Here is a 26,758-nt window from a genome sequence, read left to right as displayed (position 1 = left end):
GCTCGCTTTCCTCCGAGGAGAATCAGGTCAGGGCGAGATCGTCGGCCACGTGCCCGATGGCCTCGAGCATGGCGGCATCACGCGGCTCGCGGGACTGCATCCGCACCGTCGGTGCCGGGCGGGCTGTCTCGCGCGCCCGTGGCGCCGGCAGGCGCAGAGCGCTGTCGGCGGCGGCACAGTCGGCGCAGAGCTGCGCGGGGCTGTCGAGGTCGTCGTACGGAACGCGCATGTCTGTCATGCAAACGACGGTAAGCACTACCAACGGGTAGTAGAAGGCCGACTCAACAGTAATATTTCATCTCCTGTCCACGGCCGAGCCTTAACGTCGCCCGAGGTCTCGCCGGTAGGGTTCCGCGCATGTCCGGTTCACTCCTGATCGCAGGCTCCATCGCCACCGACCACCTGATGAGCTTCGGTGGTAAGTTCGCCGACTCGTTGGTCGCCGACCAGCTCGACAAGCTGTCGGTGAGCTTCCTGGTCAACGACCTCGAGATCCGTCGTGGTGGCGTCGGCGCCAACATCTCCTTCGGCCTGGCCAACCTCGGCCTGGCGCCGGTGCTCGTGGGTGCGGTCGGTGAGGACTTCGCCGACTACCGCTCCTGGCTCGAGCGCCACGGCGTCAACTGCGACCACCTGCGTGTCTCCGAGACGCTGCACACCGCGCGGTTCGTGTGCACGACCGACACCGCGATGGCGCAGTTCGCCAGCTTCTACCCGGGCGCGATGGCCGAGGCCCGCGAGATCGAGCTCGGCCCGATCGCGGAGAAGGTCGGCGAGCCGTCCTTCGTCCTGATCGCTCCCGACGACCCCGACGCGATGAAGCGCCACACCGAGGAGGCGCGCCAGCGCGGCTACACCTTCATCTCCGACCCGAGCCAGCAGCTCGCCTTCGGCGACGGTGAGCTGATCCGCGAGCTCGTCGACGGCGCCGCCTACCTGTTCACCAACGAATACGAGTCGCACGTCCTCGAGCAGAAGACCGGCTGGTCCGCCGAGGAGGTGCTGGCCCGTGTCGGCACCCAGGTCACCACGCTCGGCAAGGACGGCGTACGCATCCAGCGCAAGGGCGAGGAGCCGATCCAGCTGCCCGCCGCGAAGAACGTGAACGCCATCGAGCCGACCGGTGTCGGCGACGCCTTCCGTGCCGGCTTCCTGGCCGCGCTGGCCTGGGACTGCGAGCTCGAGCAGGCCGCCGAGGTCGGCTGCGTCCTGGCCGCCTACTGTGTCGAGACCGTCGGCCCGCAGGAGTACTCCTTCACCGCCGAGGAGTTCGTCGCCCGGGTCCGTGAGTCCTACGGCGACACCGCCGCCGACCAGATCGCGGCCCACATCAAGGCCTGAACTTCTCTGGCAGTTCCTGCACTTCTCGGGCATCGCATTGCCTGAGAAGTGCAGGGATACCCGGTTAACCGGGTATCCCGACCATCCGCTCAGCTGAGGCGGCGTATCCGATACACGGGTACGCCGTCTTCTGCTTCCACCTCGCCGACGAACTCCTGCCCACGCATCCGGGCCCAGGCGGGCACGTCGTGGTGGGCGGCGACGTCGTCGGCCGCGACGGCGATGATCTCGCCGACCTCGACGTCGCCGAGGTGGCGGCCGAGCTCGATGATGGGGCGCGGACAGGCCTGCCCGCGGCAGTCGAGGGTGACGGCCGGCGCGCTCACAGCCCCGCCTCAGCGCGCAGATTCCTGACGATCCCGGGCAGTGCGTCGAGCACGCGCTCCACATCCTCTCGCGTCGTGTCGCGGGTCAGCGACAGCCGAACGTTACCGTGTGTCAGCGCTCCCATGGCAGCAAGCACGCGAGACGGCTCGCGGGTGTCCGAGGTGCAGGCCGATCCGCTCGCGACGCCGGCGCCGAGACGGTCGAGCGCGGTCACCAGCGCCTCGCCGTCGACATACAGGGCCGAGAACGTCACCAGGTGGGGGAGACGGTCCTGCTCCGGCCCTGCGACGTCCACGTCCGGCACCTCCGTCCGGACCCGCTCCCGCACCAGCGAGATCAGCTCGTGCTGGCGGGCGTTGACCTCGTCGCGCTCGGCGACGACCGCCTGGAGCGCCGCCGCCGCGGCCAGTGCCCCGGGGATGTTCGTGAACCCCTGGTCCGTACGCGACCACTCATCGCCCGGGAACGGCCAGCGCCATCGTGCCGACCTGCGCACGACCAGCACTCCCACACCGCCGGGGCCGCCCCACTTGCGGGCGGAGCCGGCGATCGCGTCACCGACCGGGGGCAGAGGCAGGCGTCCCATGGAAGCGCAGGCGTCGACGAAGAGGGACGCCCCGCCGGCCGCGTCGGCGACCTCGTCCAGCGGCTGCACGGTGCCGACCTCGTGGTTGGCCTGCTGGACCGCGACGACGTCGACACCCCCGGCCGCGACGGCGTCGCGCACGGCGGCCACCTCGATCCGCGCCTCGCGATCGACGGCCAGCTCGGTGACGGGGGAGCGCTGCGACCAGCGCGCGGCGTCGATGACGGCCTGGTGTTCGACGGCACTGTGACCGATGCCACGTGCTCCGAGCCCCAGCAGGCCCGCCTGCACGGCGGCGGTTCCCGAGGATGTGAAAAGCACCTCATCGCGACGTACGCCCAGAGCCTCGGCGACGACCTCCCGTGCGTTCGAGAGCAGCAGTCCGGCGTTGCGGGCCGGTCGGTGGAGGCGGCGGGGATCCGCGTACCCCTGCTCCGCCGCGGCCAGAAGCACGTCTTTGGCCGCCGGATGGAGCGGTTCGGCCGATGCGGCGTCGAGGTAGGTGAAGCTGTCGGTCACGGAACCCAACGTTAGAGGTTCCACGCGCGGAACCTCTGTGCCATATGCGACATGAGGAACCCCTGAAGATGAATCCGGAGGCGCTCGCGGTAGTCTGCGGGCATCTGAGTGTTCGCATGAGAGAGAGGCTCGTAGTGGGTCTGCACTTGCCAGGGGCCGGATCGACTCCGTCCCACGCCCGCGCCCGACGTGGTGCGCTGGTGGCGACGCTGACGGCCGGCGCCCTCCTGCTGAGTGGCTGTTCGGACGAGGCGGCGCGTTTCGGCTTCCCCGAGCCACGTTCTGAGCAGGGGGAGCACAACCTCGCCCTGTGGCAGGGCGCATGGGTTGCCGCGTTGATCACAGGTGTCCTGACCTGGGGGCTCATCTTCTGGGCGATCTGGCGCTACCGGCGCCGTAGCGACGCCGACATCCCGGTCCAGACGCGATACAACCTGCCGCTGGAGATCTTCTACACGATCGCCCCGGTCCTGATGGTGATCGTGTTCTTCGACCACACCGTCAAGGTCCAGAACGAGATGCTGGACGACGGCAACCCGACGAACGTGATCGAGGTGACCGGCCAGCAGTGGCAGTGGACCTTCAACCACGGCATCGGCGAGATGGACGCCAGCGCTGACGAGAACCTGGTGGACGACGAGTTCCCCTACAGCAGCTACGGCTACGTCGTGGGCACCGGCTCGCACATCCCGACGCTGGTCCTCCCGGAGAAGACCACCACGCGCTTCAACCTGCGCTCGGCCGACGTCATCCACAACTTCGGTGTCCCGGAGTTCGGCATGAAGATGGACGTCGTCCCCGGTCGGGTGAACCACTACTCGATCACCACGAAGGAGGCCACGGCCACCTTCGACCCGGGTGCCAACGACCTCATCCAGGGCAAGACCTTCCGCGGCGCCTGCTACGAGCTCTGCGGTGTCTACCACGCCCGGATGATCTTCAAGGTCGCGATCCTCTCCGAGAGCGACTACAAGTCTTACGTCGACGCGCTGGCGCAGAAGGGCTTCGAGTCCGAGCGCCCGCTGCTCGGTGGTGGCAAGTCCACCCGCACCACCGACGACATCGCCAGCCACAACGAGGAGGAGGGCGAGTGACCGCCACCGCTGCGCGCCCGGTCACCGGGGGCCCCAAGCCGCTCGGTAAGCACGTCTACCAGCTGCTGACCACCACCGATCACAAGCTGATCGGCAAGATGTACCTGGTCACGTCGTTCGTCTGGTTCCTCATCGGTGGCCTGATGGCGCTGCTGATGCGCTCGGAGCTGGCGTTCCCGGGTCAGCAGGTCGTCAACGACGAGCTGTTCAACCAGCTGTTCACCATGCACGGCACGATCATGCTGCTGCTGTTCGCGACGCCGCTGTTCTTCGGCTTCGCCAACGTGATCATGCCGCTCCAGATCGGTGCCCCCGACGTCGCCTTCCCGCGACTCAACATGTTCAGCTACTGGCTCTACCTCTTCGGTGGGATCATCGCGGCCAGCGGCTTCTTCACCCCGACCGGCGCGGCCGACTTCGGCTGGTTCGCCTACACGCCGCTGTCCAGCGCGCAGTACTCGCCGGGCGTCGGTGGCGACCTGTGGATCATGGGTCTCTACATGGGTGGTCTGGGCACCATCCTCGGCTCGGTCAACTTCATCACCACCATCATCTGCATGCGTGCTCCGGGCATGACCATGTTCCGGATGCCGATCTTCACCTGGAACGTGCTGATCACCGCGCTGCTCGCGCTGATCGCGTTCCCGATCCTGGCCGCCGCGCTGCTGATGCTCGAGTCCGACCGCCAGTTCGGCTCCCACGTCTTCGATGCCGCCCACGGTGGCCCGATCCTGTGGCAGCACCTGTTCTGGTTCTTCGGCCACCCCGAGGTCTACATCATCGCGCTGCCGTTCTTCGGCATCATCTCCGAGATCCTCCCGGTCTTCAGCCGTAAGCCGATCTTCGGCTACATCGGCCTGGTGGCCGCGACCCTCGGTATCGCGATCCTCTCGGTGGCGGTGTGGGCGCACCACATGTTCGTCACCGGTGCGGTCAACCTGCCGTTCTTCTCCGGCATGACGTTCCTGATCGCGGTCCCGACAGGTGTGAAGTTCTTCAACTGGATCGGCACGATGTGGGGCGGATCGGTCAGCTTCGACACCCCGATGCTGTGGTCGATCGGCTTCCTGACGACCTTCCTCTTCGGTGGTCTGACCGGCATCATCCTGGCGAGCCCGCCGCTCGACTTCCAGGTGTCCGACTCCTACTTCGTGGTCGCGCACTTCCACTACGTCGTCTTCGGCACGGTCGTGTTCGCGATGTTCGCCGGCTTCTACTTCTGGTGGCCGAAGATGACCGGCCGGATGCTCGACGAGCGCCTCGGCAAGGTCCACTTCTGGCTGCTGTTCGTCGGCTTCCACGCGACCTTCCTGGTCCAGCACTGGCTCGGCGTCGAGGGCATGCAGCGGCGTATCGCCGACTACCTGCCCAGCGACGGCTTCACCTTCCTGAACCAGTTCTCGACCGTCGGCGCGTTCCTGCTGAGCCTGTCGATGCTGCCGTTCTTCTACAACCTCTACGTCTCGCGCCACGCGCCGATCGTCGAGGTCGACGACCCCTGGGGCTGGGGCCGCTCGCTGGAATGGGCCACGGCCTGCCCGGCGCCGCGCCACAACTTCACCTCCATCCCGAAGATCCGCTCGGAGTCCCCGGCCTTCGACCTCCACCACCCGGAGATCGCCGCGCTGGAGCACGATGAGGACGATCTCCCCAAGGCTGATGCCGCCACCAGCTCCAACAAGGAAGGCTGAGCCCGATGAAGTCTGAAGCCTGGATCTTCGGGGTCTGCACCGCCTTCATGGTGCTGGTCACCCCGGCCTACTGGTTCGTCACCGCGGCCTCCTCTGAGGGCGGCGACTGGACCGGAACCTCGGCGCTGGTCATGTGCACGCTGCTGTTCATGATGATCTGGATCTATCTCGGCTTCCATGCCATCAGGATGGATCCGCGCCCCGAGGACCGTGAGGACGGCGACATCGCCGAGGGCGCCGGCGAGTACGGCTTCTTCCCGCCGTTCTCCTGGTGGCCGCTGTGGGCCGGACTGACCTTCGGTCTGGTGGTCCTCGCGGTCGCGATGGCCGCCTGGTGGCTGGTCATCATCGCCGCCGTGCTCGGCATGCTGGCCACCGCCGGCTGGAACTTCGAGTACTACCGAGGCGAGTTCAAGCACTGAGCAAGGACGTACGCGGGGCCCGATCCATCACGGATCGGGCCCCGCTGCCTTTCTTGGGTGCCTCTTGGCAATGCCCGATAGGGTTGTCGCGCTCGCGTCCCGGTTCAGGGCGCTGGGCTCAAAAATTCAGGTCTGGAGCAGTCTCACCGTGTCAACGCAGTCACCGTTTCACCGCCCGTCCCTGCTCGCCCGCCGCCGGGTGCTGTTGACCACCGCGACCGCGGTCGTGGCGCCTGTGCTCGTCGCATGTGGCGCGGACCCGGCCTCGAAGGAGCCGAAGAAGCCCGCCGAGCCGAAGGTGCAGATCAAGCCCAACGTCGAGGACAAGGCGACCGGCGTCGCGGTCGACAAGGTGGTCAAGGTCGACGTGGCCAAGGGGCGGCTCGACGAGGTGATGCTGACCGGTGCCAAGGGCACCAAGGTGCGCGGCACGATCACCGAGGACGGCCTGAGCTGGAGCGCCGGTGACGTGCTCGAGCCGACCGCCTCCTACACGCTGTCGGTCACCGCCACCGGTGACGACGGGCTGGAGAAGAAGAGCCAGATCACCTTCTCCACCGAGGATCTCGGCCTGGACCGCCAGACCTACCCGTCGATCGCGCCGCTCGACGGGGAGACCGTCGGCGTCGGGATGCCGATCATCGTGACGTACGACCTGCCGGTGAAGAACAAGGCCGCCTTCGAGAAGAAGATGCTGGTCGAGTCGACGCCCAAGCAGGAGGGGTCGTGGCACTGGGTGAGCGACACGGAGGTCCACTACCGTCCGCGCACCTACTGGCAGGCCAACTCCACGATCAACGTGAAGCTCAACATCAACTCCGTCCCCGCCGGCGGCGGCATCTTCGGCCAGAAGAACCGCGAGATCACCTTCAAGACCGGTGACGCGCACATCTATCGGGCCAACGCGCAGACCCACCAGATGGAGGTCTTCAAGAACGGCCAGAAGGTCAAGACCATCCCGATCACGACCGGCAAGGAAGGGTTCATCACCCGCAGCGGCGTGAAGGTGATCATCGAGAAGTTCGAGCGCAAGACCATGAACTCCGAGACCATCGGGATCAACCCGGGCGACCGGGAGTACTACAACATGGAGGGCGTGAAGTGGGCCATGCGGCTCACCTTCTCCGGTGAGTTCATCCACGGCGCCCCGTGGTCGGTCGCGCAGCAGGGCAGGGCCAACGTCTCCCACGGCTGCACCGGGATGAGCGACGAGAACGCCAAGTTCCTCTACGACATGACCCGTCGCGGAGACGTTGTCGAGACCGTCGGCACCAACCGCGAGATGACCTTCAGCAACGGCTGGGGCGACTGGAACACGCCTTTCGACGAATACCGGGCGGGGTCTGCCCTCGCCTGAACCGGCGGCGCGTCGGGCGTCGCCTGAGCCTTCTGTGTGGTCAGAGCCGATATTCTGCACTGCAGTAAATAGCGTGTGACACCAAGCCGTTGCTGCTTGCGTCCTGAAGCGTCTTTACCTACGTTCCAGTCAACACGCAATCGCGTCGCGCAGGGCCGACCCCCGACGGCCCGCGCCTGGAAGGTGGATTCGTTGCCTCGGCCTGTGCTGGTGCTCGACCTGGACGGCACGGTGTGTCTCGGAGACACACCAGTGCTTCTCTACGCCGCCCGCGTGGCGGCCCTCACCGAGGCTCCTGAAGCCCTCCTGGAGACCGCTACGGCCTTCCTGGGGCGACGGCTGCCGGAGAGCGCTCCGAAGACGCTCACGGGCGCTCAGGACGGCTATGAGGCCGTCAAGATCCTGGGTCTGGCCGCCGGCGTCACCGAGGAGGAGCTGAGTGCCGCGTACGTCGCGAGCCGAGCGGAGATGAGCGCCAACCCGGGCGACATCCACACCCCCGTCGGGCTGGTCGACCTGCTTGCCGGGATCGACGCGCACCGGGTGATCCTGACCAACTCGCCCGGCAGCGGGCTGGACGCGGTCCTGGAGCATCTCGGCGTACGCGAGGTGGTGGACGAGGTGCGCACCGACGCCCTCAAGCCGACCCGGATGATCGGGCACCTGGACGCCTTCCTGGACGCCGTCGGCGCCGCCGACACACCGGAGTGGCTGATGTCGGTCGGCGACATCTGGCGCAATGACCTTGCTCCCGCCGTCGAGCGTGGTTGTGTTGCTGCGTACGTTGATGCCTTCGACCGCCGGCAAGGACCGGCTCATGTTCGTGCAGGATCGTTCATGGACCTGTACTCAGCGGTCTCGGACTGGTCGAATGACCCGTCGTCCTTCCTCGCAGCTCACCCCCTCAAGGAGTCTGTCCAATGTTGAGAAGCCCCCGGTTGCTGGCGGTCGGTGCCGCCGCATCGCTCGCCCTCGCACTCGCCTCCTGCGGCAGCGGTGAGGACAGCGCCGCGCCCGCGGAGGATCCCGAGGAGATCGTGCTGTCGCTGGTGCCCTCCGGCGACGTCGACTCGATCACGGAGAGCGCGAAGGGGCTCGAATCGTTCCTCGGCGACCGGATCGGGATCCCCGTACGCGCCGAGGTGACCGAGAGCTATGCCGCCGCGATCGTGGCGATGAAGTCCGACCAGGCCCAGGTGGCGATGCTCGGCCCGATCGGCATGGTCCAGGCCGAGGACCAGGCAGGGGCGGTGCCGATCCTGCAGTCGGTGCGCTATGGCTCGGGGACCTACCACACCCAGTGGTTCACCAACGACCCCGAGACCTACTGCGCCGACGAGGTCAAGGTGGTCGAGGGCCTCAAGTACTGCAACGGCACCGACGCCGCCAAGACCGGCCCTGTCGGCGAGCAGGCGATCGCCAAGATCAAGCCCGGCAGCTCGATCGCCTTCGTCGACCAGGGGTCGGCCTCGGGCTACTACTATCCGGCGACCCAGTGGGGACAGGTCACCGGCGGCGACGCGCTGGTCGACCTCGACGCGCAGTTCGCCGGCGACCACGACGCCGCGGTGCTCGCGGTGGCGCGCGGCGACTACCCGGTCGGGGTCAGCTTCGACGACGCCCGCGAGGAGGTCGCGGCCGACGAGCCGAAGGTCGCCTCCGACGTCGTGGTGTTCGCCTACTCCACCGAGATCCCCAACGACGGCATCGTCGTCGCGGGCGGACTCTCCAAGGAGCTGCGTACGAAGGTGACCGACGCGTTCATCGCGATGGCGAAGGACCCCAAGGGCCTCAAGACGCTGGAGGCGGTCTACGAGATCGAGGGTCTCGAGAAGGTCGACACGGCTGCCCTGAAGAAGGCGAAGTCCGTGGAGGAGAACTTCGGCGAATGAGCGGCTCGGATCCCGGGGGCGGTCGCAGCATCGTCTTCGACGACGTCTCGGTGGTCTACCCGAACGGCACCCGGGGTCTGGACAAGGTCTCCTTGACCATTCCGCCGGGGGAGTTCGTCGTGGTCGTCGGGCTCTCCGGTGCCGGCAAGTCGACCCTCATCCGCACGATCAACGGTCTGGTGCCGGTCGCGTCGGGCTCGCTCTCCGTCGGCGAGACCGACGTGGCCGCGGCACGTGGGCGCCGGCTGCGGCGGCTGCGGGCCGAGATCGGGATGATCTTCCAGGGGTTCAACCTGGTGACCCGCCGCTCGGTCATGGGCAACGTGCTCACCGGCCGGCTGCACGCCCAGTCCTGGTTGCAGTCGGCTCTCGGCGTGCACACGAAGGCCGACAAGGAGATCGCCTTCGAGGCGCTGGAGCGCGTCGGGATCGTCGAGAAGGCCTGGGTACGCGCCTCCGAGCTCTCGGGCGGACAGCAGCAGCGGGTCGCGATCGCCCGGGCGCTCGCGCAGCAGCCCTCGGTGGTGCTCGCCGACGAGCCGGTGGCCTCGCTCGACCCGCCCACAGCCAACCTGGTGATGCGCGACCTGCAACGGATCAACCGGGATCTAGGTATCACTACCGTGGTCAACCTGCACTTCCTCGATCTCGCCCGACGCTATGCCGACCGCATCATCGGCATGCGCGCGGGACAGGTGGTGTTCGACGGCCCCGCTGCCGAGGCCGTCGACGCGGTCTTCGAGAAGATCTACGGGCGCTCGCTGACCGCCGAGGACGTCTCGGCATGACCCAGGTCACCCTCGAGCGTCCCACCCCTGCCCGGCCGGCCCAGCCGCCGCCGAGCCCGCTGCTCGTCGGCGGCGTGCTCGGTGCCGTCGCGATCACGGTGGTGGCGGGGTGGGCGATCGACTTCTCGCTCGCACCGGTGATCAAGCAGTGGCCGATACTGACCTCGATCCTCGAGGAGGTCGTGCGTCCCGAGTGGTCGGAGATCACCGACCCGTCCTCGCGGCTGTGGACCGCCCTCGTGGAGACGGCAGCCATCGCGGTGATCGCGACCTTCGTCGGCTCGCTGATCGCCCTCGGCGTCGCGCTGCTGGGCTCGAAGGTCAGCGCGCCTCCCGCGGTCTACCGGGTGACCAAGTCGGTGATGTCGGTGATCCGCTCGCTGCCCGACATGGCCTATGCGCTGGTCTTCGTCGCCGTCGTCACCGGCCCCCTGCCCGGGATCCTGGCGTTGACCATCTTCAACATCGGCATCGTCGCCAAGCTGACCGCGGAGAGCATCGACGCCGTCGATCCGGGACCCCTGGAGGCGCTCGACGCCGCTGGGGCGACCCGCTGGCAGCGTGCCCGTGCGGCGATCGTGCCGCAGATCCTGCCCCACTACGCCTCGTACGTCCTCTATGTCTTCGAGCTCAACATCCGCGCCTCCGTGGTGCTGGGTGCGGTCGGGGCAGGCGGCGTCGGGCAGCTGATCATGCTCTACTTCAACCGGGCCGACTATCCGCGGCTCGCGGCGGTCGTGATCGTCATCTTCGCCGTGGTCATCGCGATCGACCTGCTCTCGCAGTTCCTGCGACGGAGACTGGTGTGACCCCGGACGCCGCCGCGCGGCCCGAGCCGCCACCGAAGTGGCCCTACACCCTGGCGGGGCTGACCCTGATCGGCATCGTGCTGGTCGCCGGCTGGTCGCTGGAGAACGCCAAGTGGGAGCGGCTGCCGCTGTTCCCGGGAGAGATCCTGCAGTACGCCGGCCAGATGCTCGACGGCGTGCTCACCTGGCCGGGGGCTCACCCCGAGGGTCAGGCCGATCCCGAGCTCACCTACGGCGACTGGTGGCTGCAGTCGCTGCGCCTGATGGGGGAGTCGGTGGCGCTCGCCTGGATCGGCACCTGCGTCGGCGCGCTGTTCTCGTTCCCGCTGGCGTTCCTGGCCGCCTCCAACACCGCGCCGCTGATCCTGCGCGTCCCGGTGCGGCTCTTCTTCAACGCCATCCGCGCCGTCCCGGAGATCCTGCTCGCGGTGATCGTGATGCTGCCGCTGTTCGGGCTCAACCCGATGGCGGGGGCGATGGCGATCGGGATCCACTCGATCGGCTCGCTCGGCAAGCTCACGCTGGAGAACATCGAGGCGGTCGATCCGCGCCCGGTCGAGGCGGTCGCCGCCGCAGGTGCGTCGTGGTGGCAGAGGGTCCGGACGGCGGTGATCCCGCAGATGCTTCCGGAGACGGTGGCGTTCTGGCTCTACCGCTTCGAGGTGAACATCAGGGCAAGCGCGATCCTCGGTGTCGTGAGCGCCGGTGGAATTGGTGCGTTATTAAACCGTGTCCTTCGGGGCCGGGAGTGGGAATGGGGTGGAATCATGCTAGCTGTGATCATCATCGTGACGATCCTGGTAGACCAGCTGTCCGCAGCGCTGCGTCACCGGATCCTGCACGGCGCCGAAGCCACTGTGGTGGCGGCATGACAAGCGCGCCGGTTCTTCCAGCCATCCGAGCCGCGATGCCGCGGCTCAACCCGTCCGAGCGCGCGGTCGCCGAGGTCGTGCTGACCCGCTCGGAGTGGGCCATCGAGGCGACCACCGCCGAGATCGCCGCCGAGGCCTCCGTCTCGACCGCGACCGTGGTCAGAGCCGCGCAGAGACTCGGGTTCCGCGGTTTCCCGCACCTCAAGGTGCTGCTGGCGCGCGACCTGGGCTCGGCCAAGACCGAGACGACCGAGGGAGGCAGCCCGCTGACGGTGGTGCGCTCCTTCTTCGCCGACATCGCCGACTCCGCCTCCGACATGGTCGGCCTCCTCTCCGAGGAGCAGGTCAGCCGGGCCGTGGAGCTGCTCGCCGAAGCGCGCTCCATCCTGGTCGCCGGCACGGGGGTCTCCTCGCCGGTCGCCCAGGACATCGCGATGCGACTGGCCTCCCAGGGGCTCAGCACCGTCGCTCCGGGCGACCACCTCGACCAGCTCATCCGGGCCCGTCTGCTCCAGCCGGGCGACGTCTGCGTCGTCGTCAGCGGCACCGGAGCCACCGCGCCGACGATCCAGGTCGCTCAGGCGGCCGTCGCCGGGGGAGCGGCCGTGATCGCGCTGACCTCGTTCACCGGCACCCAGCTGACCAAGCTCGCCGAGGTCGAGCTGGTGACCCCGCAGGGTGGCCGTGCCGGGTTCCGTCAGGAGCTCGACTCGATCATCCGGATCCCGCAGCTCATCCTCGGCAACGCGATCGTCGCTGCCGTAGCGGCCCGCGACCCCGAGGCCGCGGCCAACGTACGCGCCCGGGTGCTCGAGGTCGTCGGCGGCGAGCTCGACCCGCTGGGCTGAGTCCTAGAGATAGCTCGCGAGCAGCTCCGCCTCCGCGCGGAGCTGCTCCGCTTTTTCGCCTGCTCCGTGGGCCTCCAGGTCCGTCGCGGCGGTCAGTCGCTCACTCTGCTCGGCAGCGACGATGGCGCGGACGTCGTCGTCGGTGAGCTCTCGCCTGGCGGCCTCGGTCGCCCCGACGCCGACCGCGGCGCCGGCGATCGGTCCGTCGGCGGTGAGTGCCGCGTCGGCGACCGGGAGCGCCGCCGCGTTGGCGACGGCGGCCACCGTCGAGCGGAGCACGGCCGTGGCCGTGGCGTCGCGGGCCTTGCGGGCGGTGAGGAGGTCGGCTCGGAGGCGAGCCTGGAGGCCGGTCATGTGCTGGACCCTAGGTTTCACGCCAGGCGAGGGCAACCAGGTTTCGACCGGAAACGCACGTGGCGCCGTCCCCCGGAGGGAACGGCGCCACGTGGCGTACGGCTTCAGCGTCAGTGGCTGAGAGGCTCCTCGATCGCCGAGTGACGGTGATCGTCGAAGTCGTGACCGTCGACCTGGTGACCCTCGTGGGCGGCCAGAGCGTGAGCCTCGTGCTCGGCGTGGTGGTGTGCCTCGCTGAGCTCCTCGGCGGTCGGCTTGTCGACGTCGTGGTCGTAGTAGAAGGCGCGGAGCTTGGCGCGGAGCGACAGCTTGCCGTTCTTCTTCAGCTCCGGCTCCTCGCCGGCCCGGCCGCGGTCGCGGACGGTCATGGCGAAGGCCTCGTCCTCGGGAAGCGGGAGGTGCTTCTCGTGGTAGGCGCCCTCCGGCGTACGGATCACCGTGCCGGTCTCGTAGCCGTGCAGCAGCTTCTCGTTGTCGTGACGCTGCAGCGCGATGCACCAACGACGCGTGATGATGAACGCCGCGATCGGGCCCAGGAACACGAACGCCCGCAGGAAGTAGGTGATCTGGTTGATCGAGAGGTCGAACTTGATCGCGATGATGTCGTTGCCGCCCGCGGCCCAGAAGCCCGCGTAGAACGTCATCAGGGCGACGAACGTGGCGGTGCGGGTCGGAGCGTTGCGCGGGCGCTGGAGCAGGTGGTGCTCGCGCTTGTCGCCGGTGATCCACTGCTCGATGAACGGCAGCAGCAGGACGACCATCCAGGCTGCCATCGGCAGCACGATGACCGGGAAGAAGATGTTCCACGACCAGGTCGAGCCCCAGAAGTGCGACTCCCAGCCCGGCATGATGCGCAGTGCGCCGTCGGGCCAGCCCATGTACCAGTCAGGCTGCGAGCCCGCGGTGACCTTTGTCGGGTCGTACGGGCCGAACTTCCACACCGGGTTGAGCGAGAAGAAGGCGCCGAGCAGGGCGGTCACACCGAAGGTGATGAAGAAGAAGCCGGTCATCTTGGAGATGTAGTTCGGCACCATCGGGTAGCCGACGACGTTCTTCTCGGTGCGGCCGGGGCCAGGCCACTGGGTGTGCTTGTGGTAGATCAGCAGGATCAGGTGGGCACCGATCAGGGCCAGCAGCAGCGCCGGGATCAGCAGCACGTGGATCGTGAACAGGCGCGGGATGATGTCGTCGCCCGGGAACTCGCCTCCGAACAGGAAGAACGAGACGTAGGTCCCCACGATCGGGATCGCCATGATGAACCCGTCCGCTGCTCGCACGCCGGTGCCGGAGAGCAGGTCATCGGGGAGCGAGTAGCCGGTGAAGCCCTCGAGCGTGCCGAGGAGCAGCAGCGTCGCGCCGATGACCCAGTTGATCTCACGCGGCTTGCGGTGCGCGCCGGTGAAGAAGACGCGCATCATGTGGATCATCATCGAGGCGATGAACAGCATCGCGGCCCAGTGGTGGACCTGGCGCAGCAGCAGGCCGCCGCGTACGTCGAAGGAGATGTCCAGGGTCGAGATCATCGCCTCGGACATCGGGATGCCACGCAGCGGGGCGTAGGAGCCCTGGTAGACGACCTCGGCCATCGACGGCTTGAACCACAGGGTCAGGAAGACGCCGGTCACCAGCAGGACGACGAAGCTCCACAGCGCGATCTCACCCAGCATGAACGACCAGTGGTCGGGAAAGATCTTGCGGGAGAGGAACTTGCTGAGGCCACCCAGGCCCAGGCGCTCGTCGGCCCAGTTGGCCGCCGCCCCGGCCTTGGTCGGCTTGCCCGCAGGCGTCGCCGGGTTGGTGCCGTTGCTGGCAGCAACCTTGGACGTGTCGGTGCTCATTGTCCGCCCTCCTTGTAGCCGTACTGCTCAGCATCGGCGGCGTGGTCCTTGGACCAGTCGTCGAAGATCTCGTCGATGTCGTAGGTGTTGCGCTCCCAGTAGCTGACGCCCACGGGCTCAGGGTAGTCCGAGAGGGCAACGAGGAAGCCTTCGGAGTCGACACCCAGGGGCAGCTGCGGGAGATGACGGCCGGCCGGACCGAAGATGACCTTGCCGTGGTCGGCGAGGTCGAAGGTCGACTGGTGGCACGGGCACAGCAGGTGGTGCGTGGTGCGCTCGTTCAGCGAGATCGGGCAACCGACGTGGGTGCAGATCTTGGAGTAGGCCACGATGCCGTCGACCGACCAGTTGCGGGTCACGTCGTGGGAGATGTCGTTGGGGTCCATCCGGAGCAGGATGGTGGCCGCCTTCGACTTCGCGATCTGCAGCGGCGCGCCATGGAGGCTGCCGTCGAAGATCGTCGCCGGCTCGGCGTTGACCAGGTCACCGACCTCCAGGTCGCCCGGACGGATCGGGGTGCCGACCACGTCGCGCACGACCCGCACGCCGGCATCCCAGACGGTGTGCTCGAGGCCGGCGCCGGGATAGGGCTGCTCCTCGGTGATCTGGGCGTTGGTCTGACCCAGATCTCTGAGGATCACGATCGCGGGCAACCCGAGCAGGGCCGCCGAGCCGATCATCGCGTTGCGGATGAACGGGCGGCGGGCCATGCCGGACTCGTGGAGCGCGGCCTTGAGCTCGGCGACCGCGACCTCGCGGGTAGCGGGGGAGGAGGCCGCCGGGTGACGGTCCTCCGCGTGCTCGATGTCGACGACGAGCTTGCGGGCCCACTGGATGACGCCGATGCCGAGGAAGAGGAGCGCGAAGCCGAGGGTCGAGCCCAGCGCCAGGTTGGAGGCGCCGTAGCCGGCCCAGACGTCGCCGTCGTAGCCCGGCTCGATCGCGAAGTAGGCGACCACGAACAGCACCGAGCAGAGCGCGGAGAGACCGAAGAAGATGCTCACCTGCCGCTCGGCGCGCTTCTCCGCCTTCGGGTCGACGTCGGTGGGACGCCAGTGATGCTCGTGCATACCCGGGTCGGGCAGCAGCGCGTCGGTGTGCGCGTTGAGCTCGGGGTGCGAGTCGTCGTGCTTCTCGATCTCGCTGAGGTCGCTGCTCACTGGGCAGATCCCTTCTTGGTCTGGTTGGTGCGCGTGGTGTGCGAGGCGATCCACACGGCGAAGGCCACCAGGACGCCGAGACCGACGACCCAGGCGACGATGCCCTCGGTCACCGGACCGAGCCTGCCGTTGTTGAAGCCGCCGTAGTCGGGCTGCTCCTTCATCGACTCGACGTAGGAGATGACCGCCTTCTTCTCCTCCGGGCTGATGTTGCCGTCGGAGAAGGTGTCCATGGACTGCGGACCGGTCAGCATCGCCTCGTAGATGTGCTTCGGGTCGGTGTTGAGGATGCTCGGAGCCTCACCGCCGCGCGGCATGGCGCCGCCGGCACCGGTGAAGTTGTGGCAGGCGGTGCAGTTGGTCAGGAAGATCTGGCCACCGAGGGTGACCGCCTCCTCCTTCTCCTTCTCGGAGGCGTAGGTCTCCGGGTCGTACTGCTCCTTGTCCGGGATCGCCGGGCCGGGGCCGAGGCTGGCGACGTACGCGGCCATGGCGTCGATCTCGTCCTGGTTGAAGCTCGGGTCCTTGACCTCGACCTGGGCGCCCGGCTGGGCCATCGGCATCCGGCCGGTGCCGACCTGGAAGTCGACGGAGGCGGCACCGACGCCGATCAGCGACGGGCCGTAGAGCTTGCCGTTCTGGGTGGTGATGCCTTCACCGTTGGATCCGTGGCAGGTGGAGCAGTTGATCATGAAGAGCTCTTTGCCCTCGGCGACGAGAGCAGCGTTGTCCTTCTCCTGCTCGGCCTGGGAGGCCGGAGCGAGGGCAGCGTACGCGCCGCCCGTGCTCAACAGGGCGACCAGGAGCACGGCGGCACCGGCCAACGGGCGGCGACGGTGCCGCGACAGTCGACCGACGGAGCGGTTCAGTAGACGCACATTCAGTCCTTGGTCACTTGAGGAGGTAGATGGTCGCGAACAGGCCGATCCACACCACATCGACGAAGTGCCAGTAGTAGGACACGACGATCGCGGAGACGGCCTGTTCGTGGGTGAAGCGCTTGGCGACGTAGGTCCGGCCGAGCACGAACAGGAAGGCGATCAGACCGCCGGTGACGTGGAGGCCGTGGAAGCCTGTCGTCAGGTAGAAGACCGAGCCGTAGGGGTCGTCGGGACCGGTGATGCCGCGGTTGAGGGCGATGCCTTCCTGCACCAGGGCCGCGTACTCGGTCGCCTGACCGGCGATGAAGACCGCGCCCATGAGGTAGGTGAGGATGAACCACTCACGCAGACCCCACAGGTGGATCGCGAGCAGGGAGCCCTTGCGCCCGACCTGGCCGCGCTCGGCGGCGAAGACGCCGAACTGACAGGTGAACGACGACAGCACGAGGATGGTCGTGTTCACGGCCGCGAACGGGATGTTGAGCCCGTCGGTGTTGGCAGCCCACACCTCGGGGCTGACCGCGCGGATCGTGAAGTAGGCCGCGAACAGCGCCGCGAAGAACATCAGCTCGCTTGCGAGCCAGATGATCGTCCCCACGCTGACCATGCTCGGACGGTCGTGATGCCCGTGCAGGCGGGCTGTTGGAAGAGTCGATACTGTCGCCACGCCCGCCATTATGTCCTGCCCCATTCCCAGAGTCTTCTTGGGACCCTGTGTGTCGTGTCCGAGGGTGCCTTCACAACCCTTGGACACCGCTCAGGTTCGGTGTGTGACATGTGGCCGCGGACCCTTGTGTTGGCGCTAGCATCGGGGTGTGACCGACACCACCTCGAATTCACTGAAGATCCTCGTCTACAGCGACGACGTCGACGTACGCAAGCAGGTGATCCTGGCTCTGGGGCGCCGTCCGCACCCCTCCCTGCCGGAGGTTGAGTATGTCGAGGTGGCGACCGAGCCGGCCGTGCGCGCGCAGCTCGACGCCGGTGGCCTGGCGCTGGCCGTGCTCGACGGCGAGGCCGCTCCGGCCGGCGGGCTGGGGATCGCCAAGGCGGTCAAGGACGAGGTGCAGGACGCTCCGCCGATCGTGGTCCTCATCGGTCGTCCTCAAGACGCATGGCTCGCCACCTGGTCGCGTGCGGAAGCGACCGTCGCGCACCCGCTCGACCCGTTCGAGCTGGCCCGGACGGTCGTGGGACTGCTGCGGCCGGTTAACGTTGGCGCATGACGTCCGCCCCCAACTCCTGGCCTGAGGTCCTCACCACGCTGGTCGCGGGACAGTCACTGTCCGCGCACCAGGCGGCGTGGGCGATGGGGGAGATCCTCGCCGGTGAAGCGACGAGCGCGCAGATCGCCGCCTTCGCGGTGGCGTTGCGTGCCAAGGGCGAGACCGTCGACGAGCTGGCCGGGGTCGCGGACGGGATGCTGGCCAAGGCCAACCCGATCTTCGTGCCCGGACGCGTGCTGGACATCGTCGGCACCGGTGGGGACAGGTCGTTCTCGGTCAACATCTCCACGATGTCGGCGATCGTCGCGGCCGGGGCCGGCGCGAAGATCGTCAAGCACGGCAACCGGTCCGCCTCCTCCAAGTCGGGGTCGGCGGACGTGCTCGAGGCGCTCGGGATCCGGCTCGACCTCGATGTCTCCCGGGTCGGCGAGGTGGCCGAGGAGGCCGGGATCACCTTCCTGTTCGCCGCCGCCTTCCACCCCGCGATGCGTCACGCCGCCGCTGCGCGGCGCGAGATCGGCATCGCCACCGTCTTCAACCTGCTCGGCCCGCTGACCAACCCGGCTCGCCCCGCGTCCTCCGCGATCGGGTGCGCCGACGCGGCCGCGGCTCCGGTCATGGCCGGTGTCTTCGCCCGCCGCGGCGCCGACGCCTGGGTCTTCCGCGGCGACGACGGTCTCGACGAGCTCACCACCACCACCACCTCCCACATCTGGATGGTCTCGCAGGGCGTCGTGACCGAGGCGACCGTCGAGCCGCTCGACCACGGCATCGCCCGGGCCACCGCGGAGGACCTGCGCGGCCAGGACGCCGCCTACAACGCCTCCGTCGTCCGTCGCCTGCTGGCCGGGGAGAAGGGCGCCGTACGCGACGCCGTGCTGCTCAACGCCGGTGCCGCCCTCGCGGTCCACGACGCCGGCTCGGGCAGCGTCGACGAGCGTCTCGCCGGCGGGATCGCCCGGGCCGCAGATGCCATCGACTCCGGGGCGGCGCAGAGTGTGCTCGACCGGTGGGTTGCTGCTACTTCGCGGTGAAGTAGAGGATCACGCGCGGACTCGGCTGCGCACGAGTTAGTCCAGGCCGATGGAGAAAGCCGCTTCCAGGTCGACCTGGGAGTAGGTGCGGAAGGCGATGTGGGTCTCGGTCTCCAGGACGCCGGGGACCTTGTTGACCTTGTCGGCGACGACGGTGGCCACGTCCTCGTGGGCGTGGACGCGCACCAGGGCGATCAGGTCGATCTGGCCGGTGACGGAGTAGACCTCGCTGACGCCGTCGATGGCGGCCACGGCCTCTGCCACCTCGGGGATCTGGGAGACCTCGGCATTGATGAAGACGATCGCTGTGATCACGCAGGTCACGTTAGCCGATCGGCCTAGAGCGCCGCTGCCCGCCGGCCCGCGCCGCCGATCGGGCAGGTCCACTCGCCCTCGATGTGGGCGAGGCGTACGCCGGGTGACTCCAGCCAGCGCAGCACCAGCTCGGTCTCCTCGGCGCTCGCCGCCGGCACCGGGCCGGGCGCGTCCAGCACGGTCTCGGCGCTGAGCTGGAGGTCGGCGACGTAGGCGTGCGCGTTGGCGTCGCGGGGGATCACGCCGGCGGCGGCGAGCCGCCCGTAGCGGACGACGTGGACCGCCCAGCGGCCGTCGTCCTCACGCCGGATCGCAGTGAGCTCGGGCAGCCGGGTCAGACCGCTGAGCCGCTGGGTGCGGGCGGCGGCGCGCAGGTAGGAGGTCAGCCGGTCCCGGTGGACGGCCGCTTCCTCGAACCGCTCCTGCTCGGCCAGGCCGGTGAGTCGCTCGGTGATCGTCTCGACCACCTCGTCGGGACGGTGGAGCAGTGACTCCCGGACCCGGGCCACCAACGCCGCGTACGTCTCGGCCGGGACGCTCTGGTCGCACGGGCTCAGGCAGCGGTGGAGCTCGGCGAGGACGCACGGGGTGCGGCGCGGGAGCAGGGGGAGCCGGTCGGCACACTGCCGGATCGGGAACGTGTCGTGCAGCGCCTGGAGCGCCTTCTCGGCGACCTTCTTGGACCCGAACGGACCGAGGTAGTCGGCGTCGTCGTCGAGCACCCGCTTGACCAGCGACAGCCTTGGCCATGGCTCCCGGGTGAGCTTGACGAAGTGCATCTTCTCCGGCCGCCGCGAGCGGCGGTTGTAGGGCGGCTTGTGCTCGCCGATCAGGCGCAGCTCGCGCACGCCCGCCTCCAGCGCCGTCGCGCACTCGATGCCCTGCACGGTCGTGGCCAGACCGACCATCTCGCCCATCCGGGAGCGGGTCTCGGAGGCAGTGAAGTAGGTGCGTACGCGGGTGCGCAGATCCTTCGACGTGCCGATGTAGAGCACCCGGTCCTGGCTGTCCTTGAACAGGTAGACCCCGGGCGCGTGCGGCAGGTCCTCGGCCAGATGGCGCTTCTTGCGCTGGGCGGTGGTGACCTTGGCCGAGAACGCGGCCAGGTCCTCGAGGGTCTGCACGCCGAGGTTGCCGAGGCGCTCCATCATGCCGTGGAGGACGTCGACGGTCGCTCGGGCGTCCTGGAGGGCGCGGTGGTTGGGGGTCGTCGGCGAGCCGAAGACCCGGGCCAGCGAGCCGAGCTTGTGGTTGGGAGCCTCGTCGCGGGTGACCACCCGGCGGGCGATCTTGACCGTGTCGAGCACCTCGAACCGCGGCCACGGCCGCTCCTGCTTCGCCGCGAAGTGCTTGAGGAAGCCGACGTCGAAGCCGGCGTTGTGGGCGACCAGCACGCAGCCCTCGGCGAACTCGAGGAATGCCGGCAGCACCGACTCGATCGTCGGCGAGGACGCGACCATGGAGTTGGTGATCCCGGTCAGGACGGCGATCGACGGCGGGATGCCGGTGTGGGGGTTCACCAGGGTCTGGAACTCACCCAGGACCTCGCCACCGCGCACCTTCACCGCGCCGATCTCGGTGATCATGCCCCCGTTGTCGGGACTCTTGCCGGTCGTCTCCAGGTCGACCACGCAGAAGGTGAGGTCGCGCAGCGGTCGGCCGAGCTCGTCGAAGCCCCGCTGCGCCTCCCAACGGCCCGCGGTCGCCTGGTGGCGGCGTGCCACGGCCCGGGCGCGCATCTCCCTCCGCGCCTCACGAACCGCCGCCGTACTCATGTTCGAACACACTAGCGGGTGCCGCCGACAGAGTTGGATGCGATTGCTTCGCAATTCGCGCAGCGCCTTCGCTTGACCCTCGTCTTCCTCCGCTGCGCTCAGTCGCTTCGCTCCCTCGCTCCGCTGCGTCCAGACGAGGGGCGCTTCGGCGCTGGGTTGGTGGCGACTGCTTCGCAACTCGCGCGGTGCGGCGCGGTCAGCCCAGGAGCGGCGAGAGTGAGGAGAGGGGGACGTTGCGGGCGCCGGCGCGGCGGACGTCCTTGATGATCTGGGCGTCGTCGGTGGCGACCAGGATGACGCGGCCGGCGGGCTCGGCGTCGACGAGGTCGCGGATGACGTCGTCGGCGATGACACCCTCGGGGGAGAAGAGGACCTTGACGCCGCGCGGAGGCACGGCGGTGGGGCGTACGGATGCGGAGTGGGCGTCGAAGACCACGGTCGTCTCGGCGCCGGTGCGGGCCGCGATCGGGGCGATCGCGCGCAGCAGCCGGAGGCGCTGGGCGTCGAGGGCTGAGTCGGGCCACAGGGCTTTGGAGACGTTGTAGCCGTCCACGATCAGCCGGACCCGCGGCATGGCGAGGAACTGCTCGAGGTGGGCGCTGCTGGTCACCCCGGCGCCGGCCGCGGCGTCTGCGGAGGCGAGCTCGGCCTCCACCCGCTCGCCGGGAGTGCCGGTGACCGGCGGCAGGGCGAGCTCGCGACGGAGCCCACCGGCCGCGTCGAGAAGGGTGTCGAGCAGGAAACGGGCCCGCAGCGAGGCGTCCTCGCGGTCGGTCTTCGAGGTGCGTCGCTCGGCGGCCGCCTCGCGCTCCAGCTTGTCGATCTGGCTGCGGAGCTGGCGCAGCTGCCGGTCGCGTGAGGCGAGCTCGTCCTCGGCGCGGGCGAGCGCCTCACGGGCCTCGGTGAGGGCCTCGTCCAGCCCGGTGCCGGCCTCGCGAGCGGCGGCCCGGGCCTCGCCGAGCTTGCGGCGCAGCGCGGTGTTGTCGGCCTTGAGCTCATCGAGGCGCGCCTTGCGGTCCGCGCGTACCTCCCGGAGCTCGTCCTCGGTCGCGGCCAGCTTGCCGCGCAGGCGGGCCACCTCGGCGTCGACCGCCGGGACCGACGCGGCTTCCAGCCTGTCCAGGGCCTCCTTGAGCGAGACCTCCCAGCCGTCGGGACGGACCAGCCAGGCGACGGCTGCCGCCTCGGCGGGATCATCGGGCAGGGCGACGTCCTCGCCACCCTCGGAGACGTACGCCGGGCGCAAGTGGCTCCCGACCTTCTCTCGCACCTCGTCGTCGCTCTCGAGCACCGAGGCGATCATCGCGCCGCCCGCTTTGGCCCGCCGAGCGGGCGCGAAGTCGGCGATCCGCCTGAGCGCGGGCGGGAGGCGCACGACGTCCGGAAGCACCCCGGCGGTGAGCGCGACGATGCGTCCCCGGACCGTGTCGGGGAGTGTCGCGTACGCGGAGACCTCCATATCCCAAGTGTAGAGACCCGCCCCGACGATCGCCGCCTCGAATACCGCGCTGCGATGGTGGTGACACGCCGCACGCAACCGTGCGAAAGCAAAAATGTCGGTGGTCGGTGAGACCGTCGCAGCATGACGACGAGAATCGACTGTGACACCTGCCTCGTGCGGGGACTGGCGTGCCACGACTGCGTGGTCACCGTGCTCCTCGGCCCGCCGCCGGAGCTGACCATCGAGGACGAGGAGCGCCGGGCGCTCGACGTGCTCGCCGATGGTGGACTGGTCCCGCCGCTGCGGATGGTGGAGGGGATGTAGCCGAACTTTTGGGCGTGGGTGGTTGGCAGGTGGGGGATGCCGTCGGCTAATGTGCGCAGGAACTTGGCGCTCGTGGAAGTGGGTCAACCGGCTCACGCGAGTGTCGCGCTTAGTCCAGGTCCGCTTCGGGGCGGGCCGGGAACCGGGGAACCACACCGGTCGCACACCGCAGGACGGAGTGCGATCACCTGGGGTGCATCCGCCGCGAGGACGATCCGGGAGACCGGAACGAGGAGCGGTGGTAGGGCAGGTCGTGCCTGAACCCGTCAGCTCACCCGGTAGGCGTTCAACGACTACACAAGGAGACCGTCCGCTCGTGACACGCGACCGGAAGCGACTCATTGCCGGTGCAGCCGGCATCGCCGCCATCGGTGTCGCCGGGATCATTCCCGTGGCGACCCCCGCCCAAGCCGACCCAGACATCGACGACGTTCGTAAGAAGGTCGACAAGCTCTACACCCAGGCTGAGGCGGCCAACGAGGACTACAGCAACGCCAAGCTGCGGCTGCAGGACCTCAAGGACCAGCTCAAGGACCTCAACGCCGACGAGAAGCGTCAGAGCAAGGAGCTGGACAAGATCCGCGCCGAGCTCCGTGACTCCGTGCTGCGGCAGTTCGAGGGCTCCGACGTCTCTGCCGTCGGTCAGGTGATCACCTCCGAGGACCCGCAAGAGTTCCTCGCCGGTCTGGCCACCGTCTCGTCCTACAACGCGCTCCAGGCCGACCTGCTGGCTCGTTACAACACCGAGGCCGAGGCCCTCCAGGTGCGCCGCGAGGCCACCGAGGACGCCAAGGAGCAGATGGCCAAGGTCAAGACGACCATGCAGCAGAAGAAGAACGAGATCGACGAGAAGTTCGAGGCGGCCCAGGCCGAGCTCGATGAGCTCGAGGCCGATGAGCTGGAGAAGATCCAGTCCACCGACACCAGCATCCCGGGCAACCTGCCGTCCCCCTCGGGCCGCGCCAAGGTGGCCGTCGACTACGCCCTGGCCCAGGTCGGCGACGCCTACGTCTACGGCGCCACCGGCACCGAGTCGTGGGACTGCTCCGGCCTCACCATGGGCGCCTGGGGCGAGGCCGGCGTCTCGCTGCCCCACTCCTCCTCGGCGCAGTACAGCAGCGGCCCCCAGGTCTCCCGCGACCAGCTCGCCCCCGGCGACCTGGTCTTCTACTACAGCCCGATCAGCCACGTCGGCATGTACATCGGCAACGGCCAGATCGTGCACGCCTCCAACCCGAGCACGGGTGTGAAGGTCTCGCCGATCGACGAGATGCCCTACACGGGCGCCGTTCGCCCGGGCTGAGTTGACCCAGGACCCCGAAGAGGCCGATCGTTCGCAGGTGCGAACGGTCGGCTCTCTTCTTTCCCGGATCCAGGCTCACCCCGCCCTGATCGGGGCGGCGCTGGTGCTGGTGATGCTCCTCGCCGGCTTCGTCGGCTGGCGGCTCACCGGCGGCGGCGAGTACGTCGCGCCCACCCCGACCACCGCGCCGGTCGTGCGCGCCGACACCGCGGGAGCCCGGGCCTCGCTGGATCAGCTGGTCACCGGCGTACGTGACGGGGCGAAGCCCGACGGCGACGACGCGTCCTCGGTCGCGGTGCGCAACGCGCACGCCATCGGCCTCGAGGACGTCACCGCGAGGTACCTCGCCGAGGCGGGCAACGTGGAGCAGGACGGCTCCTGGACGGCCGACGTCGAGATGTCCTGGCGCACTCCCGGCGACCCGGCGCTGACCGAGGAGCTGAGGGTCGGCTTCGACGCCGAGGGTGCGATCACCGGGTTCTCGGCGCCCCAGGGCACCCGGATGCCACTGTGGCTGAGCGGCCCGGTGCAGGTGCGCCGCAGCGGATCCAGCCTCGTGATCGCCCAGGCCTCCGCGGAGGTCGCCGACCGCTACGCCGAACTGGCCGCCACCGCGGTCACCCAGGTCCGCAAGGTGATCGCCTGGGACGACCCGCGCCTGGTCCTGGAGGTACCCGCCACCGGGCTCGACGCCGCGCTCGGCGCCCCGCAGGGCACCTACACCGCCGTCGCCGCGGTGACCGCGACCGTCGACGGTTCCACGAAGGCGGGGGCGCCTCTGCACGTGTGGGTCAACCCGGGCGTCATCGGCGACCTGGACGCACCGGGCGCGCAGGTCGTCATCACCCACGAGGCCACTCACGCCGCCACCGACGCCGCCACCAACACGCGCCGCCCGATGTGGCTGATCGAAGGGTTCGCCGACTACGTCGCGCTGCGCGACACCAAGCTCCCGCTCAGCAAGACGGCCGGCCAGATCCTCGCCCAGGTCCGCGAGAACGGCGCCCCTGACCACCTGCCGGGCAAGGCCGAGTTCAACACCCGCTCGGAGCACTTCGGGGCTGAGTACGAAGCCGCCTGGCTGGCCTGCGAGGTGCTCGCCGAGGCAGGCGGCGAGCAGGCCTTGGTCGACCTCTACGACGAAACCGGTCGCGGCATCCCGCTCGAGAAGTCCCTGCAGGCGAGCTTCGGCTTCGGGGTGGACGAGCTGACAGCCCGCTGGCGGACCCATCTGTCAGACTCTGCTCGATGACTGGGGCGAACGTGATCGGCAGGCAGCGCGATGTGCTGAGCTCGTCGAAGCGTACGTCCTGGGTGGTCCTCGTCCTCGGGGCGGTGACGTTCGTGGTGCTGGCATGGGTGCTGATCCCTTGGCACCCCTACCCGGGCGGCCCCCTGGAGCTGCCCGACGAGCGGGACGTGTTCACCCCTGAGCAGTTGGAGCGGATGTTGGCCTACTCCGGTGCCGCTCGCTGGATCAGCCGGGCCTCGCTCCTCGCGTCGCTGGTCGTCGCCTGCGTGCTCGGGTTCACCCCGCTCGGGCGGCGCCTGGTGGCGCGGCTGCGCGGACCGTGGCTGCTCCGGGTGCTGCTCGCGGTTGCCGTGGTGACGCTGCTCGGCTGGGTCGCGACGCTGCCGTTCGGCGTGGCGATCCACCGTCTGCAGGTTCGCTACGGGCTCTCCCGGCAGGCGTGGACGCCGTGGCTGACGGACTCGCTGCTCAACCAGGCCGTCGGCATCGTGACCACGTCCCTGGCGCTGCTCGCCCTCTTCGCCTGCATCCGCCTCGGCCGCCGTTGGTGGCCGGCCGTCGCCGCCGCCCTGGTCGCCGGCCTGGTGGTGCTCGGCTCGTTCGTCTACCCGGTGGTCGTCGAGCCGCTGTTCAACGACTTCGAGCCGCTGCCGCGGGGCCAGCTCCGCACCGAGGTGATGGCGATCGCCGAACGCGAGGGCGTCGACCTGGACGATGTGCTGGTGGTCGATGCCTCCCGGCGTACGACCTCCCTCAACGCGTACGTCACCGGCTTCGGCTCCACCCGCCGGGTCGTTCTCTACGACAACCTCGTCGACTCGCAGCGCACCGCCGCCGCGCGCGGGGCGGTCCTCTCCGTCGTCGCCCACGAGCTCGCCCACGCCAAGCACGACGACGTCCTGGTCGGCACCGTCATCGGCGCCGCCGGGGCGGTCGCGGGCGTCGGTCTGCTGGGTGTGCTGCTCTCCTACCGCCGCCAGGACCAGTACGCCACCCCCGAAGGCGTCCCGATGCTGTTGGCGATCTTCGCGCTGGCGAGCGTGCTCGCCATGCCGGTGGAGAACGGGCTCAGCCGGCAGGTCGAGGCCCGCGCCGATGTCGACGCGCTCCATGCCACCGGCGACCTGAAGTCGTTCGTGCGGCTGCAGCACGACCTCGGCGTACGCTCGCTCTCCGATCCGTCCCCCCAGGCCTGGTCGCAGTGGTGGTTCGGGTCTCACCCGACGACGCTGCAGCGCATCGCGATCGCGCATCGGGTTCTGGACTGACTGAAAAGAAGGCCGAGTCGGCGCATCCGACCCCTCTGGCT

The 26,758-nt window shown here is 68.9% G+C and carries 28 protein-coding genes and 1 riboswitch; of the genes, 17 read left to right on the top strand and 11 right to left on the bottom strand.

The window, feature by feature from the left end; genetic code table 11:
• Positions 1–22: 22 nt before the first annotated feature.
• A complete protein-coding gene (locus tag ACFVJS_RS12275) occupies positions 23–238 on the bottom strand; it encodes a hypothetical protein (RefSeq protein WP_378880096.1) in 216 nt (71 codons plus the stop codon).
• Positions 239–357: 119 nt separating this feature from the next.
• Here ACFVJS_RS12275 and ACFVJS_RS12270 point away from each other — a divergent pair, with 119 nt between their 5' ends.
• A complete protein-coding gene (locus tag ACFVJS_RS12270; RefSeq protein ID WP_378880093.1) occupies positions 358–1,341 on the top strand; it encodes a carbohydrate kinase family protein in 984 nt (327 codons plus the stop codon).
• A gap of 89 nt (positions 1,342–1,430) precedes the next feature.
• On the opposite strand, the gene ACFVJS_RS12265 is transcribed toward ACFVJS_RS12270, so the two are convergent.
• Complete coding sequence (locus tag ACFVJS_RS12265; RefSeq protein WP_378880091.1) at positions 1,431–1,667, bottom strand: sulfurtransferase TusA family protein; 237 nt, start codon at positions 1,665–1,667, stop codon at positions 1,431–1,433.
• Complete coding sequence (locus tag ACFVJS_RS12260) at positions 1,664–2,773, bottom strand: cysteine desulfurase family protein (protein WP_378880088.1); 1,110 nt, start codon at positions 2,771–2,773, stop codon at positions 1,664–1,666. The genes ACFVJS_RS12265 and ACFVJS_RS12260 overlap by 4 nt, the downstream gene beginning before the upstream one ends.
• A gap of 200 nt (positions 2,774–2,973) precedes the next feature.
• Between ACFVJS_RS12260 and ACFVJS_RS12255 the strand changes: the two genes are divergently transcribed.
• The 10 genes from ACFVJS_RS12255 (at position 2,974) to ACFVJS_RS12210 (ending at position 12,546) form a co-directional block, all read left to right on the top strand.
• Positions 2,974–3,867: a cytochrome c oxidase subunit II gene (locus ACFVJS_RS12255; protein WP_378880085.1), complete on the top strand. Its 894-nt coding sequence runs from the start codon at positions 2,974–2,976 to the stop codon at positions 3,865–3,867.
• Positions 3,864–5,558, top strand: coding sequence for a cytochrome c oxidase subunit I (ctaD, locus tag ACFVJS_RS12250; RefSeq protein ID WP_378880082.1), 1,695 nt, complete (start codon positions 3,864–3,866; stop codon positions 5,556–5,558). Before ACFVJS_RS12255 ends, ctaD begins: the two co-directional genes overlap by 4 nt.
• Before the next feature lie 5 nt (positions 5,559–5,563).
• Positions 5,564–5,980 (top strand): cytochrome c oxidase subunit 4, encoded by a 417-nt coding sequence (locus tag ACFVJS_RS12245; protein ID WP_378880079.1) that lies wholly within the window; start codon positions 5,564–5,566, stop codon positions 5,978–5,980.
• 148 nt (positions 5,981–6,128) lie between these two features.
• The gene (locus tag ACFVJS_RS12240) at positions 6,129–7,337 is read left to right on the top strand and encodes an Ig-like domain-containing protein (RefSeq protein WP_378880075.1); all 1,209 of its coding nucleotides are present in this window, start codon (positions 6,129–6,131) and stop codon (positions 7,335–7,337) included.
• Between the two features lie 192 nt (positions 7,338–7,529).
• Positions 7,530–8,264 carry an HAD family hydrolase gene (locus ACFVJS_RS12235; protein ID WP_378880072.1) on the top strand — a complete coding sequence of 245 codons (735 nt, stop codon included), beginning with the start codon at positions 7,530–7,532 and terminating at the stop codon, positions 8,262–8,264.
• Positions 8,258–9,229 (top strand): phosphate/phosphite/phosphonate ABC transporter substrate-binding protein, encoded by a 972-nt coding sequence (phnD, locus tag ACFVJS_RS12230; RefSeq protein WP_378880069.1) that lies wholly within the window; start codon positions 8,258–8,260, stop codon positions 9,227–9,229. The genes ACFVJS_RS12235 and phnD overlap by 7 nt, the downstream gene beginning before the upstream one ends.
• Entirely contained in the window at positions 9,226–10,017 is a 792-nt protein-coding gene (phnC, locus tag ACFVJS_RS12225) for a phosphonate ABC transporter ATP-binding protein (RefSeq protein ID WP_378880067.1), read from the top strand. Before phnD ends, phnC begins: the two co-directional genes overlap by 4 nt.
• Positions 10,014–10,826, top strand: coding sequence for a phosphonate ABC transporter, permease protein PhnE (gene phnE / locus ACFVJS_RS12220; protein WP_378880064.1), 813 nt, complete (start codon positions 10,014–10,016; stop codon positions 10,824–10,826). Before phnC ends, phnE (ACFVJS_RS12220) begins: the two co-directional genes overlap by 4 nt.
• Positions 10,823–11,698, top strand: a complete 876-nt coding sequence (gene phnE, locus ACFVJS_RS12215; RefSeq protein ID WP_378880061.1) for a phosphonate ABC transporter, permease protein PhnE — start codon at positions 10,823–10,825, stop codon at positions 11,696–11,698. The genes phnE (ACFVJS_RS12220) and phnE (ACFVJS_RS12215) overlap by 4 nt, the downstream gene beginning before the upstream one ends.
• Complete coding sequence (locus ACFVJS_RS12210) at positions 11,695–12,546, top strand: MurR/RpiR family transcriptional regulator (protein ID WP_378880058.1); 852 nt, start codon at positions 11,695–11,697, stop codon at positions 12,544–12,546. Before phnE (ACFVJS_RS12215) ends, ACFVJS_RS12210 begins: the two co-directional genes overlap by 4 nt.
• A gap of 3 nt (positions 12,547–12,549) precedes the next feature.
• Here ACFVJS_RS12210 and ACFVJS_RS12205 read toward each other — a convergent pair whose 3' ends face one another.
• The 5 genes from ACFVJS_RS12205 to ACFVJS_RS12185 form a co-directional block, all read right to left on the bottom strand.
• The gene (locus ACFVJS_RS12205) at positions 12,550–12,900 is read right to left on the bottom strand and encodes a hypothetical protein (protein ID WP_378880055.1); all 351 of its coding nucleotides are present in this window, start codon (positions 12,898–12,900) and stop codon (positions 12,550–12,552) included.
• 110 nt (positions 12,901–13,010) lie between these two features.
• Complete coding sequence (locus ACFVJS_RS12200; protein WP_378880052.1) at positions 13,011–14,738, bottom strand: cytochrome bc complex cytochrome b subunit; 1,728 nt, start codon at positions 14,736–14,738, stop codon at positions 13,011–13,013.
• Complete coding sequence (locus ACFVJS_RS12195; RefSeq protein WP_378880049.1) at positions 14,735–15,898, bottom strand: Rieske 2Fe-2S domain-containing protein; 1,164 nt, start codon at positions 15,896–15,898, stop codon at positions 14,735–14,737. The genes ACFVJS_RS12200 and ACFVJS_RS12195 overlap by 4 nt, the downstream gene beginning before the upstream one ends.
• Complete coding sequence (locus tag ACFVJS_RS12190; protein WP_378880046.1) at positions 15,895–16,776, bottom strand: c-type cytochrome; 882 nt, start codon at positions 16,774–16,776, stop codon at positions 15,895–15,897. Before ACFVJS_RS12190 ends, ACFVJS_RS12195 begins: the two co-directional genes overlap by 4 nt.
• 13 nt (positions 16,777–16,789) lie before the next feature.
• Entirely contained in the window at positions 16,790–17,455 is a 666-nt protein-coding gene (locus ACFVJS_RS12185; RefSeq protein ID WP_378880099.1) for a heme-copper oxidase subunit III, read from the bottom strand.
• Between the two features lie 139 nt (positions 17,456–17,594).
• Between ACFVJS_RS12185 and ACFVJS_RS12180 the strand changes: the two genes are divergently transcribed.
• Both ACFVJS_RS12180 and trpD read left to right on the top strand, forming a co-directional pair.
• Positions 17,595–18,005, top strand: coding sequence for a hypothetical protein (locus ACFVJS_RS12180; RefSeq protein ID WP_378880043.1), 411 nt, complete (start codon positions 17,595–17,597; stop codon positions 18,003–18,005).
• Positions 18,002–19,039, top strand: a complete 1,038-nt coding sequence (gene trpD, locus ACFVJS_RS12175) for an anthranilate phosphoribosyltransferase (protein ID WP_378880040.1) — start codon at positions 18,002–18,004, stop codon at positions 19,037–19,039. Before ACFVJS_RS12180 ends, trpD begins: the two co-directional genes overlap by 4 nt.
• 36 nt (positions 19,040–19,075) lie before the next feature.
• Here the strand turns inward: trpD and ACFVJS_RS12170 are convergent, their stop codons facing one another.
• The 3 genes from ACFVJS_RS12170 to ACFVJS_RS12160 form a co-directional block, all read right to left on the bottom strand.
• Positions 19,076–19,354: an Lrp/AsnC family transcriptional regulator gene (locus ACFVJS_RS12170; RefSeq protein WP_378880037.1), complete on the bottom strand. Its 279-nt coding sequence runs from the start codon at positions 19,352–19,354 to the stop codon at positions 19,076–19,078.
• Between the two features lie 23 nt (positions 19,355–19,377).
• On the bottom strand, positions 19,378–21,129 hold the full coding sequence (locus ACFVJS_RS12165) for a DEDD exonuclease domain-containing protein (protein WP_378880035.1): 1,752 nt from the start codon (positions 21,127–21,129) through the stop codon (positions 19,378–19,380).
• Positions 21,130–21,325: 196 nt separating this feature from the next.
• Positions 21,326–22,588 carry an NYN domain-containing protein gene (locus tag ACFVJS_RS12160; RefSeq protein WP_378880032.1) on the bottom strand — a complete coding sequence of 421 codons (1,263 nt, stop codon included), beginning with the start codon at positions 22,586–22,588 and terminating at the stop codon, positions 21,326–21,328.
• Positions 22,589–22,711: 123 nt separating this feature from the next.
• On the opposite strand from ACFVJS_RS12160, the gene ACFVJS_RS12155 reads away from it, so the two are divergent.
• From ACFVJS_RS12155 to ACFVJS_RS12140, 4 genes are all read left to right on the top strand, one after another.
• Positions 22,712–22,894 carry a hypothetical protein gene (locus ACFVJS_RS12155; RefSeq protein ID WP_378880029.1) on the top strand — a complete coding sequence of 61 codons (183 nt, stop codon included), beginning with the start codon at positions 22,712–22,714 and terminating at the stop codon, positions 22,892–22,894.
• A gap of 96 nt (positions 22,895–22,990) precedes the next feature.
• Positions 22,991–23,195: riboswitch (cyclic di-AMP (ydaO/yuaA leader) on the top strand.
• 15 nt (positions 23,196–23,210) lie between these two features.
• The gene (locus ACFVJS_RS12150) at positions 23,211–24,197 is read left to right on the top strand and encodes an NlpC/P60 family protein (RefSeq protein WP_378880026.1); all 987 of its coding nucleotides are present in this window, start codon (positions 23,211–23,213) and stop codon (positions 24,195–24,197) included.
• Between the two features lie 37 nt (positions 24,198–24,234).
• A complete protein-coding gene (locus ACFVJS_RS12145) occupies positions 24,235–25,449 on the top strand; it encodes a hypothetical protein (protein ID WP_378880024.1) in 1,215 nt (404 codons plus the stop codon).
• Complete coding sequence (locus tag ACFVJS_RS12140; protein ID WP_378880021.1) at positions 25,446–26,717, top strand: M48 family metallopeptidase; 1,272 nt, start codon at positions 25,446–25,448, stop codon at positions 26,715–26,717. The genes ACFVJS_RS12145 and ACFVJS_RS12140 overlap by 4 nt, the downstream gene beginning before the upstream one ends.
• Positions 26,718–26,758 lie beyond the last annotated feature (41 nt).

Origin of the sequence: Nocardioides sp. NPDC057772 (assembly GCF_042798075.1) — a bacterium.
In the GTDB taxonomy this organism is placed as follows: Bacteria; Actinomycetota; Actinomycetes; order Propionibacteriales; family Nocardioidaceae; genus Nocardioides.
This window is presented reverse-complemented; position numbering and strand designations above follow the sequence as displayed.